The sequence below is a fragment of the Streptomyces sp. DSM 120436 genome (genome assembly GCF_055778765.1).
Map to the genome: position 1 here is coordinate 1,688,348 of NZ_JBSKBS010000002.1, position 16,772 is coordinate 1,705,119.

Below are 16,772 nucleotides of genomic sequence, written 5' to 3' on the forward strand. Positions count from 1 at the left end.
CCGCTCAGAAGCGGTACTGCTCGTCGTACCCGCTGCCGTGGGCGCCCTGCTGCTGCCCGCTGTCCTGGTACGGGTACCGCTGCTCCGGCGGGAGTTCGCCGCCGTACGGGTCGTCGGCGCTGCGCTGCTGCGGCACCCACAGGCCGCCGGCCGGGGTCTCGCCGCCGTAGCCGCCCGTCGCGTACGGGTCCGGGGCCGCGTAGCCCTGCTGGGCGTACTGCTGGTCCGGGTAGCCCGTGTCGTACGCGCCGCCGTCGTACGTGGGGTTGCCGATGTACGGGTCGGAGTACGCGGCGTACTGCTGGCCGGTGTCGTAGCCCTGTTGTCCGTAACCGGAGTAGTCGTAGGCGTAGTCGGCGTCGGCGGTCTGCGCGGTCGCGGCGTACTGGTCCTGGCCGGCGTGGCCCTGGTCGCCGTAGACGCCGTAGGAGCCGGTGTCGTCGGGCATCGGCTGCGGTGCGTAGACGGCGGTGGTCTCCGCGGCCGTCTGCCGGTCGGACACGGGGGTGAAGACGTCGTCGCGGTCGTAGTCGTCGTCGGCGCCGTGACCGGCCGTCTCCGGGCGGGAGCCGAACGCGTCGGCGCGGTCGCCGGACGCCTCGAGGTCGTCGGCCTCCAGCGCCGGTTCCTCGCGTTCACGGCCGCGGCCCTTGACGGCGGACAGCACCGGCGCGTTGACCGCCCAGCCGGCCTGGAAGCCGCGGCGGAACGACAGCGTGACGTAGGTCTGCCCGACGGCGAAGGCCGCGGCGCCCAGTCCGATCACCACCACGGACGGGATCAGCACGCCGAACACGACGCCGAGGAACCCGACGAAGGCGAGCAGCCGCCAGCGCAGGCGCGCCTTGTACTGCAGCAGCACCTCACCCAGCAGCCACAGCGCGACGATGCCGAACGCGATGTAGAGGACCGCCCAGCCCATGTACGCCCCTCTCCCAGTGGTCGTTACGCAGTGTGTCGTATGCGCGTGCGACCGGTCTAGGTCTGCGGCGGGTGGTGCAGACCCAGGTTCTCGTAGATTTCCAGCGTCGCCGTGGAGTTGTTGAGCGTGATGAAGTGCAGACCGGGCACTCCTTCGGCCAGCAGCCGCGCGCAGAACTCCGTGGCGAAGTCGATACCGATGGAGCGTACCGCCGACGGATCGTCCTTCGCTGCGAGGATCCGCTCTTTGAGGGCGTCGGGGAAGGCCGCGTTGCTGAGCTTCGGCAACCGTTCCAGCATCTTCACGCTGGTCACGGGCATGACCTCGGGGATCACGGGCGTCTCGCAGCCCGCCGCGTCGACTCGGTCACGCAGCCGCAGGTACGACTCGGGCCGGAAGAACATCTGGGTGATCGCGTAGTCCGCGCCGGCCCGGCACTTGTCGACGAAGCGGGCGACGTCGGTGTCCCAGTCGCTGGACCGCGGGTGCATCTCCGGGAAGGCGGCGACGCCGACGCAGAAGTCGCCCGACTCCTTGATGAGGCGCACCAGTTCGGCCGCGTAGGTCAGTCCCTGGGGATGCGGCACCCACTCGCCCATGGGGTCGCCGGGCGGGTCGCCGCGCACGGCGAGCATGTTGCGGATCCCGGCGTCGGCGTACTGGCCGATGATGTTGCGCAGTTCGGCCACGGAGTGCTCCACCGCGGTGAGGTGCGCGACCGGGGTGAGGGTGGTGTCGGCGGCGATCCGCTCGGTCGCCTTCACCGTGCCGGCGCGGGTGGAACCGCCCGCGCCGTAGGTGACGGAGACGAAGCTGGGCGCGACGGCCTCGATCCTGCGGAGCGCGTTCCAGAGGTTCCGCTCGCCCTTCTCCGTCTTGGGGGCCCAGAACTCGAACGAGTACGTCGTCTTCCCGGTGGCGAGCATGTCGCGCACGGTGCGTGCGCGGTCCGTCCTGGTGGATGCGGTTCCGAGGGCCATACGGGCAGCGTAGCCACGGGTCGGCGGCCCCCCAACCAAAAGCGAGATATTTGTCTGATTCGCCGACTTACCGTCCACAGTGTGGACAGACTTGAGACGCCGGCCTCCCGCCGCGCCGGTCAGCCGGCGTCCGCCGCCTCCCGCACCCGGCGTGCCAGCTCGGCGGCCGCGGCGCCGGGGTCGTCGGCCTCGGTGAGGGCGCGGACCACGACCACCCGGCGGGCGCCGGCGTCCAGCACCTGGTCGAGGGTGGCGAGGTCGATGCCGCCGATGGCGAACCAGGGGCGGTCGGTGCCGAGCCCGGCGGCGTACCGGACGAGGTCCAGGCCGGGGGCGGGGCGGCCGGGCTTGGTGGGCGTGGGCCAGCAGGGTCCGGTGCAGAAGTAGTCCACGCCGGGCTGGACGGCGGCCGCGGCGGCCTCGGACTCGGCGTGGGTGGAGCGGCCGATCAGGATCTCGTCGCCGAGGATCGCGCGGGCGGCGGGGACGGGCAGGTCGCCCTGGCCGAGGTGGAGGACGTCGGAGCCCGCGGCGTGGGCGACGTCGGCGCGGTCGTTGACCGCGAGCAGCTTGCCGTGGCGGGCGCAGGCGTCGGCGAGGACCGCCAGGTGCTCCAGCTCCTCGGCGGCCTCCATGCCCTTGTCGCGCAGCTGCACGACGTCGACGCCGCCGGCGAGCACGGCGTCCAGGAACTCCGGCAGGTCGCCCTGCCGCTTGCGGGCGTCGGTGCAGAGGTAGACGCGGGCGTCGGCGAGCCGGGCGCGCGGGCTGTCGGTCATGGGGTCCCCCCGGGTTCGTCTCGGCGGCACACGGGCCGGGCGGGCCCGCGCTGCCGGCGGCCCCGGCCCACCACGGGCCGGGCCTGCCGCCGGAACCCTATGCGGTGCCTCGCGGGGACCGCACGGCGGTTCGGGCACGGGAGCACGGCGGTTCGGGCACGGCACACCCCGCGCCCACGGAACCGCGCGCGAGGACTCAGCAGCGCAAGGAGCGGGCAGGGGCCGACGCCGGTGTCGGGCGCGACAGGCCTGCGGCCGGATGGGGACCGGCGCCCGCCCGGCACCCCGGCCCCACACCCGCGGAAGCCGCGCGGGAGTCCGCGGCCGGGGCGGTGGGCCCCGGCCGTCGGGGACGGTGTTCGGACAGGGGCGGGCGCGGTCAGACGGCGAGAGCCTGGGCCCGGCGCTTCACCTCCGTGCCGCGGTTCTCCGCGAGGGCCTGGGCGGGCGTGCCCGGCAGGCTGGGGTCGGGGGTGAAGAGCCACTCCAGCATCTCTTCGACCGTGAAGCCGTCGTCCCGCAGGAGCGTCAGGGTCCCGGTCAGGCCCTTGACGACCTTGTCCCCGTCGATGAAGGCGGCGGGGACGTGCAGCGCGCGGTTCTCCCCCCGGCGCACGGCGATGAGCTGGCCCTCCTTGACCAGCTGCCGGACGCGCGTCACCTCGACGCCGAGCTTCTCGGCGATGTCGGGGAGGGTGAGCCAGGCGGGGACGAGAGCATCGATCTTTGCGTCAATCTCGGTCACGGGACAAGCCTGCCACCTGCCACCGACAGTCGGAAGCCAGCCCCGCCCCACCGGGCGGGCGCGTCGGCGGCGGGCCCCGCCCGCGAGGTGTCAGACGGCCGCCGACTTCAGCGGGCGCGCCGGGTCGGCCACCCGCTCCGCGTCCATCGCCGCGCCCGCCTCGATCAGCCGCCGCCCCTGCGCCAGGTCCCGGGGCCGCCCGACGGCGAGCAGCGCGACCAGCCGGTCCCCGCGCAGCCAGCAGACGCTCCACGCCGGGTCGGAAGGGTCCCCGCGCCACACCGTGCGGTCCGCGTCCGCGTGGTGGCCGGCGTACTGCACGAACCGCCCGAACTGCTCGGACCAGAAGTACGGCACCGGGTCGTACACCTCGCGGCCCGCGGTCCCGCCGACGATGTTCGCGGCGACCGTGCGCGGCCCCTGGAGGGCGTTGTCCCAGTGGTGGACCAGCAGGCGCTCGCCGTAGCGGGCGGACGGGAAGGACGCGCAGTCGCCTACGGCGTACACGTCGGGCAGGGAGGTCGCCAGGTGCGCGTCGGCGACGACCTCGCCGTGCGTCCCGAGGGCGATCCCGGACCCGGCCAGCCAGGCCGTGGCGGGGCGGGCGCCGATGCCGACGACCACCGCGCCGGCGGGCAGCCGGCCGCCGTCGTCGAGGAGCACGGCGCCGGGCTCGACGCCGCTCACGCGCGTGTGGGTGCGCAGGGTGACGCCGGCCTCCGCGTACCAGGCGGCCATCGGCGCGGCCACCTCCGCGGGCAGCGCCCCCGCCAGCGGCCGTTCCCCGGCCTCGACGACGGTGACGGCGCAGCCCGCCTCGCGGGCCGCCGTGGCGAACTCGGCGCCGATCCAGCCCGCGCCCACCACCACGATGTCGTGCCGCGCGGCGAGCACCGGCCGCAGCCGCTCGGCGTCGTCCAGGGTGCGCAGCAGGTGCACCCCGGGCACGCCCTCCGCGGCGGGCAGCCGCAGCGGTTCCGCGCCGGTGGCGATCACCAGCACGTCGTACGGGACGGGCCCGGCCTCCGTGTCCAGTTCGTGGTCGCCGGGGCGCAGGCCCGTCACCTCGCAGCCCAGCCGCAGGGCGACGCCGAGCTCCTCGAAGTCCACGTCGAAGGCGGAGCTCTCGGCGGTGCCCAGCAGCACCGCCTTGGACAACGGCGGCCGGTCGTACGGCTGGTGGGGTTCCGCCCCGATCAGCGTCACCTCGCCGGTGAAGCCCCGCTCCCGCAGCGCCGCCGCGGTCTGCACGCCCGCCATGCCCGCGCCCGCCACCACGACCCGGCGCGGCGCGGCCCCTCCCGGTTCCTGCGTCTGCTCGCTCACCCGCTCACCATAGACACCCGCGCCCGCCACGCCGGACCGCTGCCGGGCGGGGTCCCTTACGGGTGCGGCGGGGCGCGGGCTAGGGTGGCCCGCGTACACGCACTCGCGGGAGTCCGGACGCACCGGGCTGAGAGGGAGGCTGGCGGCCTCCGACCGTACGAACCTGATCCGGGTCATGCCGGCGAAGGGAGGGGCTGGACGCCCATGTCGCCCACGCGTACCGCGGACGTCCTCGTCGTCGGGGGCGGGATCATCGGTCTGGTGACGGCCTGGCGGGCCGCGCAGGCCGGTCTCGCCACGGCCGTCGTGGATCCCGAGCCGGGCGGGGGCGCCGCCCGGGTGGCCGCCGGAATGCTGGCCGCCGTCACCGAACTGCACCACGGCGAGCAGACGCTGCTGGGCCTCAACCTGGCCTCGGCGCGCCGCTACCCCGGCTTCGCGGCCGAGCTGGCCGAGTGCGCCGGCCAGGACCTCGGCTACCGCCGCTGCGGCACCCTCGCCGTGGCGCTGGACGCCGACGACCGCGCCCATCTGCGCGAGCTGCACGCCCTGCACCAGCGCTCCGGCCTGGACTCGCAGTGGCTGACCGGACGGGAGTGCCGACGCCTGGAGCCGATGCTCGCGCCGGGCGTGCGCGGCGGGCTGCGGGTGGACGGCGACCACCAGATCGACCCGCGGCGGCTGGCGTCCGCGCTGCTGACCGCCTGTGAGCGGGCCGGCGTCGTCCTGCACCGCACCCGGGCCGAGCGGCTCGTCGTCCGTCGTGACCGCGCCGCCGGCGTGGTCACGACGGACGGCGCCGAGCGGGCCGCGGGTCAGGTGGTGCTGGCCGCGGGAAGCTGGAGCGGGCGGCTGGCGGGCGTCCCGCCGGAGGTGCTGCCGCCGGTGCGGCCGGTGAAGGGGCAGGTGCTGCGGCTGGCCATGCCGGACCGTCCCGAGCCGTTCCTGAGCCGCACGGTGCGGGCCGTGGTGCGCGGCAGCCACGTCTACCTGGTGCCGCGCGAGAGCGGTGAGCTGGTGATCGGCGCGACCAGCGAGGAGCTGGGCTGGGACACCACGGTCACCGCGGGCGGCGTCTACGAGCTGCTGCGCGACGCCCACGAGCTGGTGCCGGGCCTCACCGAGCTGCCGCTCACCGAGACGACCGCCGGTCTGCGCCCCGGCTCCCCCGACAACGCGCCGCTGCTCGGCCCGACCGGCCTCGACGGGCTGCTGCTGGCCACCGGGCACCACCGCAACGGCGTGCTGCTGACGCCCGTCACCGGCGACGCCATGGCGCGGGTGCTGACCACCGGCGAGCTGCCCGAAGAAGCCCTCCCGTTCACCCCCCGGCGCTTCGGCGCCCCCGTCCTCGCGGAGCAGTCCGTATGAACGCCCCGGACCCCACGGTCACCGTCACCGTCAACGGCGAGCCCCGGGACTTCCCGCCCGGCACGGCTCTCGACCTCGTCGTGAGGTCGCTCACCGCGGCCCCCTCGGGGGTGGCCGCCGCCCTCAACGAAACCGTCGTCCCGCGCGCGCAGTGGCCCGCCACCCCCCTGTCCGCAGGGGACCGGGTGGAGGTCCTCACCGCCGTCCAAGGAGGCTGACCATGGCCGACGATCCCTTCGTCCTCGGCGGCCGGACCTTCACGTCCCGGCTGATCATGGGCACCGGCGGGGCGCCGAGCCTCGACGTGCTGGAGCGGGCGCTGGTGGCGTCCGGCACCGAGCTGACGACCGTCGCCATGCGGCGGGTGGACCCCTCGGTGCGGGGGTCGGTGCTGTCGGTGCTGCGGAGGCTGGGCGTCGAGGTGCTGCCGAACACGGCCGGCTGTTTCACCGCCGGGGAGGCCGTGCTCACCGCGCGGCTGGCCCGGGAGGCGCTGGGCACGGACCTGGTGAAGCTGGAGGTCGTCGCGGACGAGCGGACCCTGCTGCCGGACCCGGTGGAGCTGCTGGACGCGGCGGAGACGCTGGTCGACGACGGGTTCACGGTGCTGCCGTACACCAACGACGACCCGGTGCTGGCGCGGAAGCTGGAGGACGTGGGCTGCGCGGCGGTGATGCCGCTGGGCTCGCCGATCGGGTCCGGTCTCGGCATCCGCAACCCGCACAACTTCGAGCTGATCGTGGAGCGGGCGGGCGTGCCGGTGATCCTGGACGCCGGGGCGGGCACCGCGTCCGACGCGGCGCTGGCGATGGAGCTGGGCTGCGCCGGCGTGATGCTGGCGTCGGCGGTGACCCGCGCCCAGGAGCCGGTGCTGATGGCGTCCGCGATGCGGAGCGCGGTGGAGGCGGGACGGCTCGCGCGGCGGGCGGGGCGCATCCCCCGGCGTCACTTCGCGCAGGCGTCCTCGCCGGTCGGGGGCCGGGCCGCGCTGGACCCGGAAAGGCCCGCCTTCTGACCCGCGGGACGGCCCGCTGGACGGACCGCGGCGGGACGCGGCCGGGTCGCACAGGTCACAGGTCCGCTCCAACGGTGGTCGACCGGGCCGGGGCTGTCGTCGCGGGCTCGTAGACTCGCTGCGTGGACACGACCCTTCAGGACCCGCTGGTCGGGCAGGTGCTCGACGGCCGTTACCGCGTCGAGGCGCGGATCGCCGTCGGCGGGATGGCCACGGTCTACCGGGCCCTGGACACCCGCCTGGACCGCGTCCTCGCGCTCAAGGTGATGCACCCCTCGCTGGCCTCCGACGCCGGCTTCGTGGAGCGCTTCATCCGCGAGGCCAAGTCCGTCGCCCGGCTGGCCCATCCCAACGTCGTCCAGGTCTTCGACCAGGGCGCCGACGGGGGGTACGTCTACCTGGCGATGGAGTACATCCCGGGCTGCACCCTGCGGGACGTGCTGCGGGAGCGCGGGGCGCTGCAGGCGCGGGCCGCGCTGGACATCCTGGAGCCGGTGCTGGCCGCGCTGGGCGCCGCCCACCGGGCCGGGTTCGTGCACCGCGACATGAAGCCGGAGAACGTGCTGATCGGGGACGACGGCCGGGTCAAGGTCGCCGACTTCGGGCTGGTCCGCGCGGTGGACACGGTCACCCGCGACAGCACGGGCACCGTGCTGGGCACGGTGTCGTACCTGGCCCCGGAGCAGATAGAACACGGCGTCGCCGATCCCCGCGTCGACGTGTACGCCTGCGGCATCCTGCTGTACGAGATGCTGACCGGGGAGAAGCCCCACGACGGCGACTCCCCCGCGATCGTCCTCTACAAGCACCTGCACGACGACGTGCCGCCGCCCTCGACGGTGGTGCCCGGTCTGGCGCCCGCGCTGGACTCACTGGTCGCGGCGGCGACCGCGCGCGCCACCGAGGCCCGCCCGGCCGACGCGGTGGCGCTGTTCGCCGTGGCCCGCGAGGCGCGTGGCCGGCTCACCGACGAGCAGCTCGACGCGATGCCTCCGCAGGCCCTCTCGGCGGAGCACGACAACGCCGACGACCGCACCAGCGTCATCCCGCGCTCGCTCACCGTGCCGCGCCCCCTCCCCGTGAACGAGGACGAGGACGGCGGCGCGCACGCCGTGCACCGCACCAGCCGTCTCCAGTCCCCTCCGCCGCTCCCGCCCCGGCGCCGCACGGCGCTGCGCCGCGGGCCCGCGGCGATCGTCGTGGCCGTGCTGCTGGTGCTGGGCCTGGGCGCGGGCGTCTGGTACATCAACTCCGGGCAGTTCACCGAGGTCCCGCCGCTGCTGTCGAAGACCGAGCAGGAGGCCCGGGACCGGCTCGCCGAGGCCGGGCTGGACGTCGGCGAGGTCGAGGAGGAGTACAGCGACACCGTCGAGCGGGGCAAGGTGATCAGCACCGACCCGGCGGCGGGCGCCCGCGTCCGCGGCAGCGCCTCGGTGTCGCTGACCGTGTCCCAGGGCCCGCGGACCGTCCGCGTGCCCGACCTGGACGGTTACCCGCTGGACAAGGCACGGTCGCTGCTGGAGGACGAGGGCCTGGAGCCGGGCATGGTGACCCGGGAGTTCAGCGACTCCGTCGCCAGGGACGCGGTGGTCTCCACCGAGCCGGGCAAGGGCACCGAGGTCCGCGCGGGCTCCGCGGTGGCGCTGACGGTGAGCAAGGGCAGCCCGGTGGAGGTGCCCGACGTCACCGGCGACGACCCGGAGGAGGCGCGCGCCGAACTGGAGGAGGCCGGGCTGAAGGTGGAGATCGCCGACGGGCGGGTCCACTCCGAGCACGACGCGGGCCGGGTGGCCCGGCAGTCCCCGGGCGTCGGCGGACAGGCCGCCGAGGGCGACACGGTCACCCTCACGCTGTCCAAGGGCCCGGTGATGGTCGAGGTGCCGGACGTGGTCGGCGACAAGGCGGACGAGGCCCGGCGGAAGCTGGAGGAGGCCGGGTTCGCGGTGCAGGAGGACCGCGGTCTGCTGGGTCTGTTCCGCGACACGGTCAAGGACCAGTCGGTGGACGGCGGCGACACCGCGCCCGAGGGCTCGACGATCACGATCAGGATCGGCTGACGACGGGGGCCGTCCGGGTGACGCGCGCGTCCGTGACACCCTTGACGGGTGAAGAGTCACCCGTCCGGCCCCGCCCGCAACCCGATCGGCAGTCACGTCCCCGTGGCCGGCGGTCTGCATTCCGTCGGCCTGTCCTACGCCCGTGACCTGGGGGCGGAGACCGTGCAGGTCTTCGTCGCCAACCCGCGCGGCTGGGCCACACCGGCCGGCAGCCCCGCGCAGGACGAGGCGTTCCGCGCGGCCTGCGCCGAGGCGTCCGTGCCGGCGTACGTGCACGCCCCCTACCTGATCAACTTCGGCTCCCACACCCCGGCGACCGTCGAACGGTCGGTGGAGTCCCTGCGGCACTCGCTGCGCCGCGGCCGGGAGATCGGCGCGCGGGGCGTGGTGGTGCACACCGGCAGCGCGACCGGCGGACGCGAGCGGGCGGTGGCGCTGAGGCAGGTACGGGAGCACATGCTGCCGCTGCTGGACGAGCTGACCCGCGACGACGACCCGTACCTGCTGCTGGAGCCGACCGCGGGCCAGGGCGCCTCGCTGTGCTCCCTGGTCGAGGACCTGGGCCCGTACTTCCGGGAGCTGGACGCCCATCCGAGGCTCGGGGTGTGCCTGGACACCTGCCACGTCTTCGCGGCCGGGCACGACCTGGCCGCGCCCGGCGGCGCGCACCGCACGCTGGACGAGCTGGTGGCGACCGTCGGCGCGGGCCGCCTGAAGCTGATCCACGCCAACGACTCGAAGGACGTCGCCGGCGCGCACAAGGACCGGCACGCCCCCATCGGGGCGGGACACATCGGGGAGGATCCGTTCCGGGCGCTGATGACGCACCCGGAGACCGCGGGCGTGCCGCTGGTCATCGAGACGCCCGGCGGCAAGGAGGGGCACGCGGCGGACGTGGAGCGGCTGAAGAAGCTCCGCGACGGCTGAGCCGCGGGCGCGGCGGCCGTACGGGCGGTCGCCGTGCGGGGGGGTCAGAGCTCGGGGCCGTCCCCGGGTTCCTCCTGGTAGGAGTAGCGCTGCTCCCCCCAGGGGTCGCCGACGTTGTGGTAGCCGCGCTCCTCCCAGAAGCCCCGGCGGTCGGCGGTCATGTACTCCACTCCCCGGACCCATTTGGGGCCCTTCCACGCGTACAGGTGGGGCACGATCAGGCGCAGCGGGAAGCCGTGCTCGGCGGTGAGCAGCTCGCCGTCCTTGTGGGTGGCGAAGAGGGTGCGGTCGGACAGGAAGTCCGCGAGCCGCAGGTTGGAGCTGTAGCCGTACTCCGCCCACACCATCACATGGGTGACGTCGGGGGCGGGCGGGGCGATCTCCACGACGGTGCGCGCCGGGATCCCGCCCCACTCCGCGCCGACCATGCTGAACTTGGTCACGCAGTGCAGGTCGGCCTCGACGGTGGTGTACGGCAGCGCCGTGAACTCCTCGTGGTTCCAGCAGTGCTTCTCGCCGTCGGCGGTGGCGCCGAAGACGCGGAACTCCCAGCGCTCCGGGCGGAACTTGGGGACGGGCCCGTAGTGGGTGACCGGCCAGCCCCTCTGGAGCCGCTGTCCCGGCGGGAGCCGGTGATCCGCCGCTCCCCGTGTCGCGCGCTCCCCCGCTTCGCGTTCCGCCGGCTGACCCATGTCTCCATCCTGACAGACCGGTGGCCATGCTCCTGAACCGGGCTCTCGATATTCGGCCATATCGGACCGAAAAGGGCAAGGCGCGGGATTACCCACTAAGTCAAGACTTACTAGAAGATCTTGCGCGCGGGTGCAATCATGCGCCCCGACCCGCACATTCCCCCCACGCGGAAGGAGCCCGTGCCATGCAGGGCGATCCCGAGGTCATCGAGTTCCTGAACGAGCAGCTGACCGCCGAGCTGACGGCGATCAACCAGTACTTCCTGCATTCCAAGCTCCAGGACCACAAGGGCTGGACCAGGCTCGCCGAGTACACCCGCGCCGAGTCCTTCGACGAGATGCGCCACGCCGAGCTGCTCACGGACCGCATCCTGCTGCTCGACGGCCTGCCGAACTACCAGCGGCTGTTCCACGTCCGCGTCGGGCAGACCGTCACCGAGATGTTCCAGGCCGACCGCGAGATCGAGCTCGAGGCGATCGACCGGCTCCGCCGCGGCGTCGAGGTCATGCGCAACAAGAACGACATCACGTCGGCCAACGTCTTCGAGGCGATCCTGGCCGACGAGGAGCTCCACATCGACTACCTGGACACCCAGCTGGAGCTGATCGACAAACTGGGCGAGGCGCTCTACCTGTCGACGGTCATCGAGCAGTCCCAGCCGGACCCCTCGGGCCCCGGGACGCACGGCTTCAAGTCGCCCTGACGGTGCCGGGAGACCGCCTACGCGGCTTCCGGGACCTCCGCCACGAGCGGCTGCTCACCCTGGTCGACGAGCCGGCGCCGGGGGCACGCGCCGCGGCCGAGCAGCGCCTGGATGCGCCGGACGCAGCCGCCGCAGTCGGTGCCGGCCTTGCAGGCGGAGGCGATCTGCCGGGGCGTGCAGGCACCGGCTTCCGCGTGGCTCCTCACCTGTTCCTCGGTCACGCCGAAGCAGCTGCAGACGAACACGCGGGTCACCTCCCGACGAAGAGCTGGGTCGTGCCGTACCGACCCTCCGCCGGTGAGGCAAACCTAACCTTACCTGCGCCCTCGAAGGGTGCAAAAGGGGGGTGGGGCGTGATCCCGTGTGAGACACGCCCCACCCCCGGCGGCCGTCGGCCGGCTCAGCCGGTCACTGGTCCCGGTACATCTCCGCGACCAGGAACGCCAGGTCGAGCGACTGGCTGCGGTTCAGCCGCGGGTCGCACGCCGTCTCGTAGCGCTGGTGCAGATCGTCGACGAAGATCTCGTCGCCGCCGCCCACGCACTCGGTGACGTCGTCGCCCGTGAGCTCCACGTGGATGCCGCCCGGGTGGGTGCCCAGCTCCTTGTGGACCTCGAAGAAGCCCTTCACCTCGTCGAGCACGTCGTCGAAGCGGCGGGTCTTGTGCCCGGAGGCCGCCTCGAAGGTGTTGCCGTGCATCGGGTCCGTCACCCACGCCACGGTCGCGCCGGACGCGGTCACCTTCTCCACCAGCTCGGGGAGCCGGTCACGGATCTTGTCCGCGCCCATCCGGACGATGAACGTCAGCCGGCCGGGCTCCCGCTCCGGGTCGAGGCGGTCGATGTACTGCAGCGCCTCCTCGGCCGTCGTGTTCGGGCCGAGCTTGATGCCGATCGGGTTGCGGATCCGCGAGGCGAACTCGATGTGCGCGTGGTCCAGCTGCCGGGTGCGCTCACCGATCCACACCATGTGCGCCGACACGTCGTACAGCCGGCCCGTGCGGGAGTCCACGCGGGTGAGCGCCGACTCGTAGTCGAGCAGCAGCGCCTCGTGCGACGAGAAGAACTCGACGGTCTTGAACTCCTCCGGCTCCGCGCCGCAGGCCCGCATGAAGTTCAGCGCCTGGTCGATCTCCCGGGCCAGCTGCTCGTAGCGCTGGCCGGACGGCGACGACTTCACGAAGTCCTGGTTCCAGGCGTGCACCTGGCGCAGGTCGGCGTAACCGCCGGTGGTGAAGGCGCGCACCAGGTTCAGCGTGGACGCCGACGCGTGGTACATGCGCTTCAGCCGCTCGGGGTCCGGGACCCGGGCCTCCTCGGTGAACTCGAAGCCGTTCACCGAGTCGCCGCGGTACGTCGGCAGCGTCACGCCGTCGCGGGTCTCGGTCGACTTGGAGCGCGGCTTGGAGTACTGCCCCGCGATCCGCCCGACCTTCACCACGGGCACGGAGGCCGCGTAGGTGAGGACGGCGCCCATCTGGAGCAGGGTCTTGAGCTTCGCCCGGATGTGCTCGGCGGACACCGCGTCGAACGACTCGGCGCAGTCACCGCCCTGGAGCAGGAACGCCTCACCCCGGGCGACCGCCGCCATACGGGCGCGCAGCTGGTCGCACTCGCCGGCGAACACCAGCGGGGGATACGTTTCCAGCTCGGCGATCACATCGCGCAGAGCCTGGGCATCCGGGTACTCGGGCTGCTGCGCCGCGGGCAGGTTTCGCCATGTCGCCTGTGCGGCGACGCTCAGAGAATCAGCGTTCACGGTCACGGGCTCCACAGTACGCGGTCGCTTCGCGTGCCTTTCGCCCCGCTCATCCAGTGAGACGGCTCCGTCCGGCCGGGCGGGCGGGACCGGAACCGGCCCGTTCCCGCGCCGGCCGGGAGCGTCCTGGGCGCCGACGCTCACGCGTCACGGGCGGGATCGTGTACCGTGCCGTCCATGTTCGCGCACTCGACCCGCACCTGGTGGTGGACCGCTTCTCCGGCGGCCCACTGACTGCGCGTACGCACCGACTTCGCGAAGGCCGCCCGAGGGGCGGCCTTCGGTGGTTCCCGGGGCCGTTCCTCACCGCTCACGACAGCGACGAAACGAGGAACGCCCCATGGACCTGGCACGGCTCCCGCACGACGACCGCCCCTTCGCCCTGCTGCGCCGCCGCACCCCCGGCCACGACCACGACACGGTGGAGCTGCTGATCGGCCCGGTGACGGCCCGCGAACGCCTGGCCGACCTGCCCGACGAGGGCCTGGCGCTGGTGCCCTTCCGGCAGATCCGCGAGCGCGGCTTCGACGTCCGCGACGACGGCACCCCGCTGCTGGTGCTGACCCCCGAGGAGCGCCACGCGTTCCCGCTCGCCGAGGTCCTGGCGGCGCTGCCCGCGCATGACGTGCGGGTCGAGGGCGGCGGCTTCGACGTCGGCGACGAGGAGTACGCGCGGATCGTCGGGCGGGTCCTCGACGAGGAGATCGGCCGGGGCGAGGGCGCCAACTTCGTGATCCGCAGGACGTACGAGGGCGCGGTCCCCGGGTTCGGGCGGGCCGACGCGCTCGCGCTGTTCCGGCGGCTGCTGGAGGACGAACGGGGCGCGTACTGGACGTTCGTCGTCCACACCGGTGAGGGGAAGGGGTCCGAGGGGCCTTCCCCGGAAGGGCGGGAGCGGGGGACGGGCGGGCGGACGCTGGTCGGGGCCAGCCCCGAGGTGCATGTGCGGGCGTCCGGCGGGACCGTCGTGATGAACCCGATCAGCGGCACCTACCGCTACCCCGCCGAGGGCCCGGCCCCCGAGCACCTGCTCCGCTTCCTCGCCGACGGCAAGGAGACCGAGGAGCTGTCGATGGTCGTCGACGAGGAGCTCAAGATGATGTGCACGGTCGGTGACAGGGGCGGCGTGGTGATCGGGCCCCGGCTGAAGGAGATGGCGCACCTCGCGCACACCGAGTACGAGCTGCGCGGCCGGTCCTCGCTGGACGTGCGCGACGTGCTGCGGGAGACCATGTTCGCGGCGACCGTCACCGGCTCGCCGGTGCAGAACGCCTGTCGGGTGATCGAACGGCACGAGACCGGCGGACGCGGCTACTACGCGGGCGCGCTGGCGCTGCTCGGCCGCGACGAGGGCGGCGCCCAGACGCTGGACTCCCCCATCCTGATCCGCACCGCAGACATCGACGCCGCCGGACGGCTGCGGGTGCCGGTCGGCGCCACGCTGGTGCGCGGCTCGGACCCGGCCGGCGAGGTCGCGGAGACCCACGCCAAGGCCGCCGGGGTGCTGGCCGCGCTGGGTGTGCGCCCCGGACGGCCGCGCGCGGAGGCGGCGCGGCCGAAGCTGGCGGACGATCCGCGGGTGCGGGCGGCGCTGGACGGGCGCCGGGCCTCGCTCGCCCCGTTCTGGCTGCGGATGCAGGAGCGGTCGGACGCGCTGACCGGGCACGCGCTGGTGGTGGACGCGGAGGACACCTTCACCGCGATGCTCGCCCATGTGCTGCGGGCGGCCGGGCTGGAGGTCACCGTGCGCCGCTACGACGAGCCCGGCCTGCGGGAGGCGGTGCCGGCGCACGAGGGCCCGCTGGTGCTGGGCCCCGGCCCCGGCGACCCCTCCGACACGGCCGACCCGAAGATGCGGTTCCTGCGCGAGCTGACCGCCGGGGCGATCGCCGGCCACCGGCACGGCGTGCTCGGCGTCTGCCTCGGCCACGAGCTGATCGCCGCCGAGCTGGGCCTGGACATCGTCCGCAAGGAGGTGCCGTACCAGGGGGCGCAGACGGAGATCGACCTGTTCGGGCGGCGGGAGACGGTCGGCTTCTACAACAGCTTCGCAGCGCACTGCGACGAGGAGGCCGCGCGGGAGCTGGCCGCCCACGGCGTCGAGGTGAGCCGCTCCGCGAACGGCGAGGTGCACGCGCTGCGGGGGCCGGGCTTCGCGTCCGTGCAGTTCCATCCCGAGTCCGTGCTGACGCTGAACGGCCCGGGCATCATGGCCGCGCTGATGCCCGAACCGGTGCTCCGGCGGCCGTGACCCGTCCTGGGGAGTCACCGTCGTCAGGACGGTGCGCTCCCCGGCCGCGCGGGACGACGCGTCAGCCGCGCGGCACCAGCACGTTCTCGGAGCGGCGGCCCGCGGTGTAATCGAGGACGTTGTCGACCGTCGTCGCGACGATCTGCGTGACGGCGTCCACCGTGTAGTACGCCTGGTGGGACGTGACCAGGACGTTGGGGAAGGTGACCAGGCGGGCCAGGGTGTCGTCGTCGACGGCCTCCAGGGACCTGTCGAGGAAGAACAGGCCCGCCTCCGCCTCGTACACGTCCAGTCCGACGCCGGTGAAGCGGCCCGCGCGCAGTTCGTCGACGAGGGCGGCGGTGTCGATGAGGCCGCCCCGGCTGGAGTTCACCAGGATCGCGTCGTCCCGCATGGTCTTCAGCGCGGTCGCGTCGATGAGGTGCCGGGTCTCCGGCAGCAGCGGGACGTGCAGGCTGACCAGGTCGGACTCGGCGAGCAACCGCTCCTTGGAGACGTACGTCATGCCGAGTTCACGGCAGGCGGGGTTCTCGGCGACGTCCCAGCCGAGCAGCCGCATGCCGAAACCGTGCGCGATACGGGCGAACGCCTCGCCGATCTTCCCGGTGCCGAGCACACCGGCGGTGCGGCCGTGCAGGTCGCGGCCCATCAGCCCGTCCAGCCGGAAGTCGAAGTCACGGGTGCGGGTGGAGGCGCGGACGATCCGGCGGTTGACCGCCATCGCGAGGGTCCACGCGAACTCGGCGACGGAGTACGGCGAGTACGACGACACGCGGGCGACGGTGATGCCGAGGCGTTCGGCGACGTCCAGGTCGATGTTGTTGAAGCCGGTGGAGCGCTGGGCGACCATCCGGGTGCCGCCGGCGGCGAGACCCGACAGGACGTCGGCGCCGAGGTCGCAGTTGACGCTGGTGGAGATGACCTCGTGGCCGGCGGCGATGGGGGCGGTGTCCGTGTTGAGGAAGACGTCCAGGCCGCGGACGGTGTGGTGGTCCGCGAAGGCCCGCTCGATGAGGGGCTTTTCGTCGGCTTGTACGCCGAAGGCGAGCAGTTCCACGGGCCCCTCCGGGGGTGTGCGCCGGTTTCTTTCCGTGAGGATACGGGGCCGCGGGTGGGGATGCCTGGGCCTGATGGGCCACGGTGCCGGTGTCGTCGCGGGGCGGGGGTGTGCGCGGCCCGGCGTCCGCGGGGCGCCTCCCGGGGGAGGCGCCCCGCGGGAGGCACGGGTGGGACGGCAAAGCCCGG

Annotated in this window: 17 protein-coding genes and 1 riboswitch; of the genes, 8 read left to right on the forward strand and 9 right to left on the reverse strand. The window is 73.8% G+C overall.

Features of this window, described 5'->3' with window-relative positions:
- Positions 1–4: 4 nt before the first annotated feature.
- From ACWH4W_RS29760 to ACWH4W_RS29780, 5 genes are all read right to left on the reverse strand, one after another.
- Positions 5–922: an SCO2102 family sporulation regulator gene (locus ACWH4W_RS29760; RefSeq protein WP_473078899.1), complete on the reverse strand. Its 918-nt coding sequence runs from the start codon at positions 920–922 to the stop codon at positions 5–7.
- Between the two features lie 56 nt (positions 923–978).
- Positions 979–1,902, reverse strand: a complete 924-nt coding sequence (metF, locus tag ACWH4W_RS29765; RefSeq protein WP_473078900.1) for a methylenetetrahydrofolate reductase [NAD(P)H] — start codon at positions 1,900–1,902, stop codon at positions 979–981.
- 119 nt (positions 1,903–2,021) lie between these two features.
- Positions 2,022–2,681, reverse strand: coding sequence for a thiamine phosphate synthase (thiE, locus tag ACWH4W_RS29770; RefSeq protein ID WP_473078901.1), 660 nt, complete (start codon positions 2,679–2,681; stop codon positions 2,022–2,024).
- A 379-nt stretch (positions 2,682–3,060) separates the two neighbouring features.
- Positions 3,061–3,426, reverse strand: a complete 366-nt coding sequence (locus ACWH4W_RS29775) for an Rv2175c family DNA-binding protein (protein ID WP_006131264.1) — start codon at positions 3,424–3,426, stop codon at positions 3,061–3,063.
- A 90-nt stretch (positions 3,427–3,516) separates the two neighbouring features.
- Entirely contained in the window at positions 3,517–4,752 is a 1,236-nt protein-coding gene (locus ACWH4W_RS29780; protein WP_473078902.1) for an NAD(P)/FAD-dependent oxidoreductase, read from the reverse strand.
- A 95-nt stretch (positions 4,753–4,847) separates the two neighbouring features.
- Positions 4,848–4,959: riboswitch (TPP riboswitch) on the forward strand.
- Here ACWH4W_RS29780 and thiO point away from each other — a divergent pair.
- The 5 genes from thiO (at position 4,957) to ACWH4W_RS29805 (ending at position 10,122) form a co-directional block, all read left to right on the forward strand.
- Positions 4,957–6,123, forward strand: a complete 1,167-nt coding sequence (gene thiO, locus ACWH4W_RS29785) for a glycine oxidase ThiO (protein ID WP_473078903.1) — start codon at positions 4,957–4,959, stop codon at positions 6,121–6,123. (Overlaps the previous riboswitch by 3 nt.)
- Positions 6,120–6,341, forward strand: a complete 222-nt coding sequence (gene thiS, locus ACWH4W_RS29790) for a sulfur carrier protein ThiS (protein WP_473078904.1) — start codon at positions 6,120–6,122, stop codon at positions 6,339–6,341. Before thiO ends, thiS begins: the two co-directional genes overlap by 4 nt.
- A gap of 2 nt (positions 6,342–6,343) precedes the next feature.
- Complete coding sequence (locus tag ACWH4W_RS29795) at positions 6,344–7,138, forward strand: thiazole synthase (RefSeq protein ID WP_473078905.1); 795 nt, start codon at positions 6,344–6,346, stop codon at positions 7,136–7,138.
- A 122-nt stretch (positions 7,139–7,260) separates the two neighbouring features.
- Positions 7,261–9,195 carry a Stk1 family PASTA domain-containing Ser/Thr kinase gene (pknB, locus tag ACWH4W_RS29800; protein ID WP_473078906.1) on the forward strand — a complete coding sequence of 645 codons (1,935 nt, stop codon included), beginning with the start codon at positions 7,261–7,263 and terminating at the stop codon, positions 9,193–9,195.
- Positions 9,196–9,243: 48 nt separating this feature from the next.
- Positions 9,244–10,122 (forward strand): deoxyribonuclease IV, encoded by an 879-nt coding sequence (locus ACWH4W_RS29805; RefSeq protein ID WP_473078907.1) that lies wholly within the window; start codon positions 9,244–9,246, stop codon positions 10,120–10,122.
- Positions 10,123–10,166: 44 nt separating this feature from the next.
- On the opposite strand, the gene ACWH4W_RS29810 is transcribed toward ACWH4W_RS29805, so the two are convergent.
- Complete coding sequence (locus ACWH4W_RS29810; RefSeq protein WP_473078908.1) at positions 10,167–10,814, reverse strand: sulfite oxidase-like oxidoreductase; 648 nt, start codon at positions 10,812–10,814, stop codon at positions 10,167–10,169.
- 185 nt (positions 10,815–10,999) lie between these two features.
- Here ACWH4W_RS29810 and bfr point away from each other — a divergent pair, with 185 nt between their 5' ends.
- Positions 11,000–11,518: a bacterioferritin gene (gene bfr / locus ACWH4W_RS29815; RefSeq protein ID WP_473078909.1), complete on the forward strand. Its 519-nt coding sequence runs from the start codon at positions 11,000–11,002 to the stop codon at positions 11,516–11,518.
- A gap of 17 nt (positions 11,519–11,535) precedes the next feature.
- On the opposite strand, the gene ACWH4W_RS29820 is transcribed toward bfr, so the two are convergent.
- Together ACWH4W_RS29820 and ACWH4W_RS29825 are read right to left on the reverse strand one after the other, a co-directional pair.
- The gene (locus ACWH4W_RS29820; protein ID WP_473078910.1) at positions 11,536–11,763 is read right to left on the reverse strand and encodes a (2Fe-2S)-binding protein; all 228 of its coding nucleotides are present in this window, start codon (positions 11,761–11,763) and stop codon (positions 11,536–11,538) included.
- 163 nt (positions 11,764–11,926) lie between these two features.
- Positions 11,927–13,282, reverse strand: coding sequence for a class II 3-deoxy-7-phosphoheptulonate synthase (locus ACWH4W_RS29825; RefSeq protein WP_473078911.1), 1,356 nt, complete (start codon positions 13,280–13,282; stop codon positions 11,927–11,929).
- Positions 13,283–13,453: 171 nt separating this feature from the next.
- Here ACWH4W_RS29825 and ACWH4W_RS29830 point away from each other — a divergent pair, with 171 nt between their 5' ends.
- Both ACWH4W_RS29830 and ACWH4W_RS29835 read left to right on the forward strand, forming a co-directional pair.
- The gene (locus ACWH4W_RS29830; RefSeq protein ID WP_351712869.1) at positions 13,454–13,510 is read left to right on the forward strand and encodes a trp operon leader peptide; all 57 of its coding nucleotides are present in this window, start codon (positions 13,454–13,456) and stop codon (positions 13,508–13,510) included.
- A gap of 106 nt (positions 13,511–13,616) precedes the next feature.
- The gene (locus ACWH4W_RS29835; RefSeq protein ID WP_473078912.1) at positions 13,617–15,527 is read left to right on the forward strand and encodes an anthranilate synthase family protein; all 1,911 of its coding nucleotides are present in this window, start codon (positions 13,617–13,619) and stop codon (positions 15,525–15,527) included.
- Positions 15,528–15,588: 61 nt separating this feature from the next.
- On the opposite strand, the gene ACWH4W_RS29840 is transcribed toward ACWH4W_RS29835, so the two are convergent.
- Positions 15,589–16,584 (reverse strand): 2-hydroxyacid dehydrogenase, encoded by a 996-nt coding sequence (locus ACWH4W_RS29840; protein ID WP_473078913.1) that lies wholly within the window; start codon positions 16,582–16,584, stop codon positions 15,589–15,591.
- Positions 16,585–16,772 lie beyond the last annotated feature (188 nt).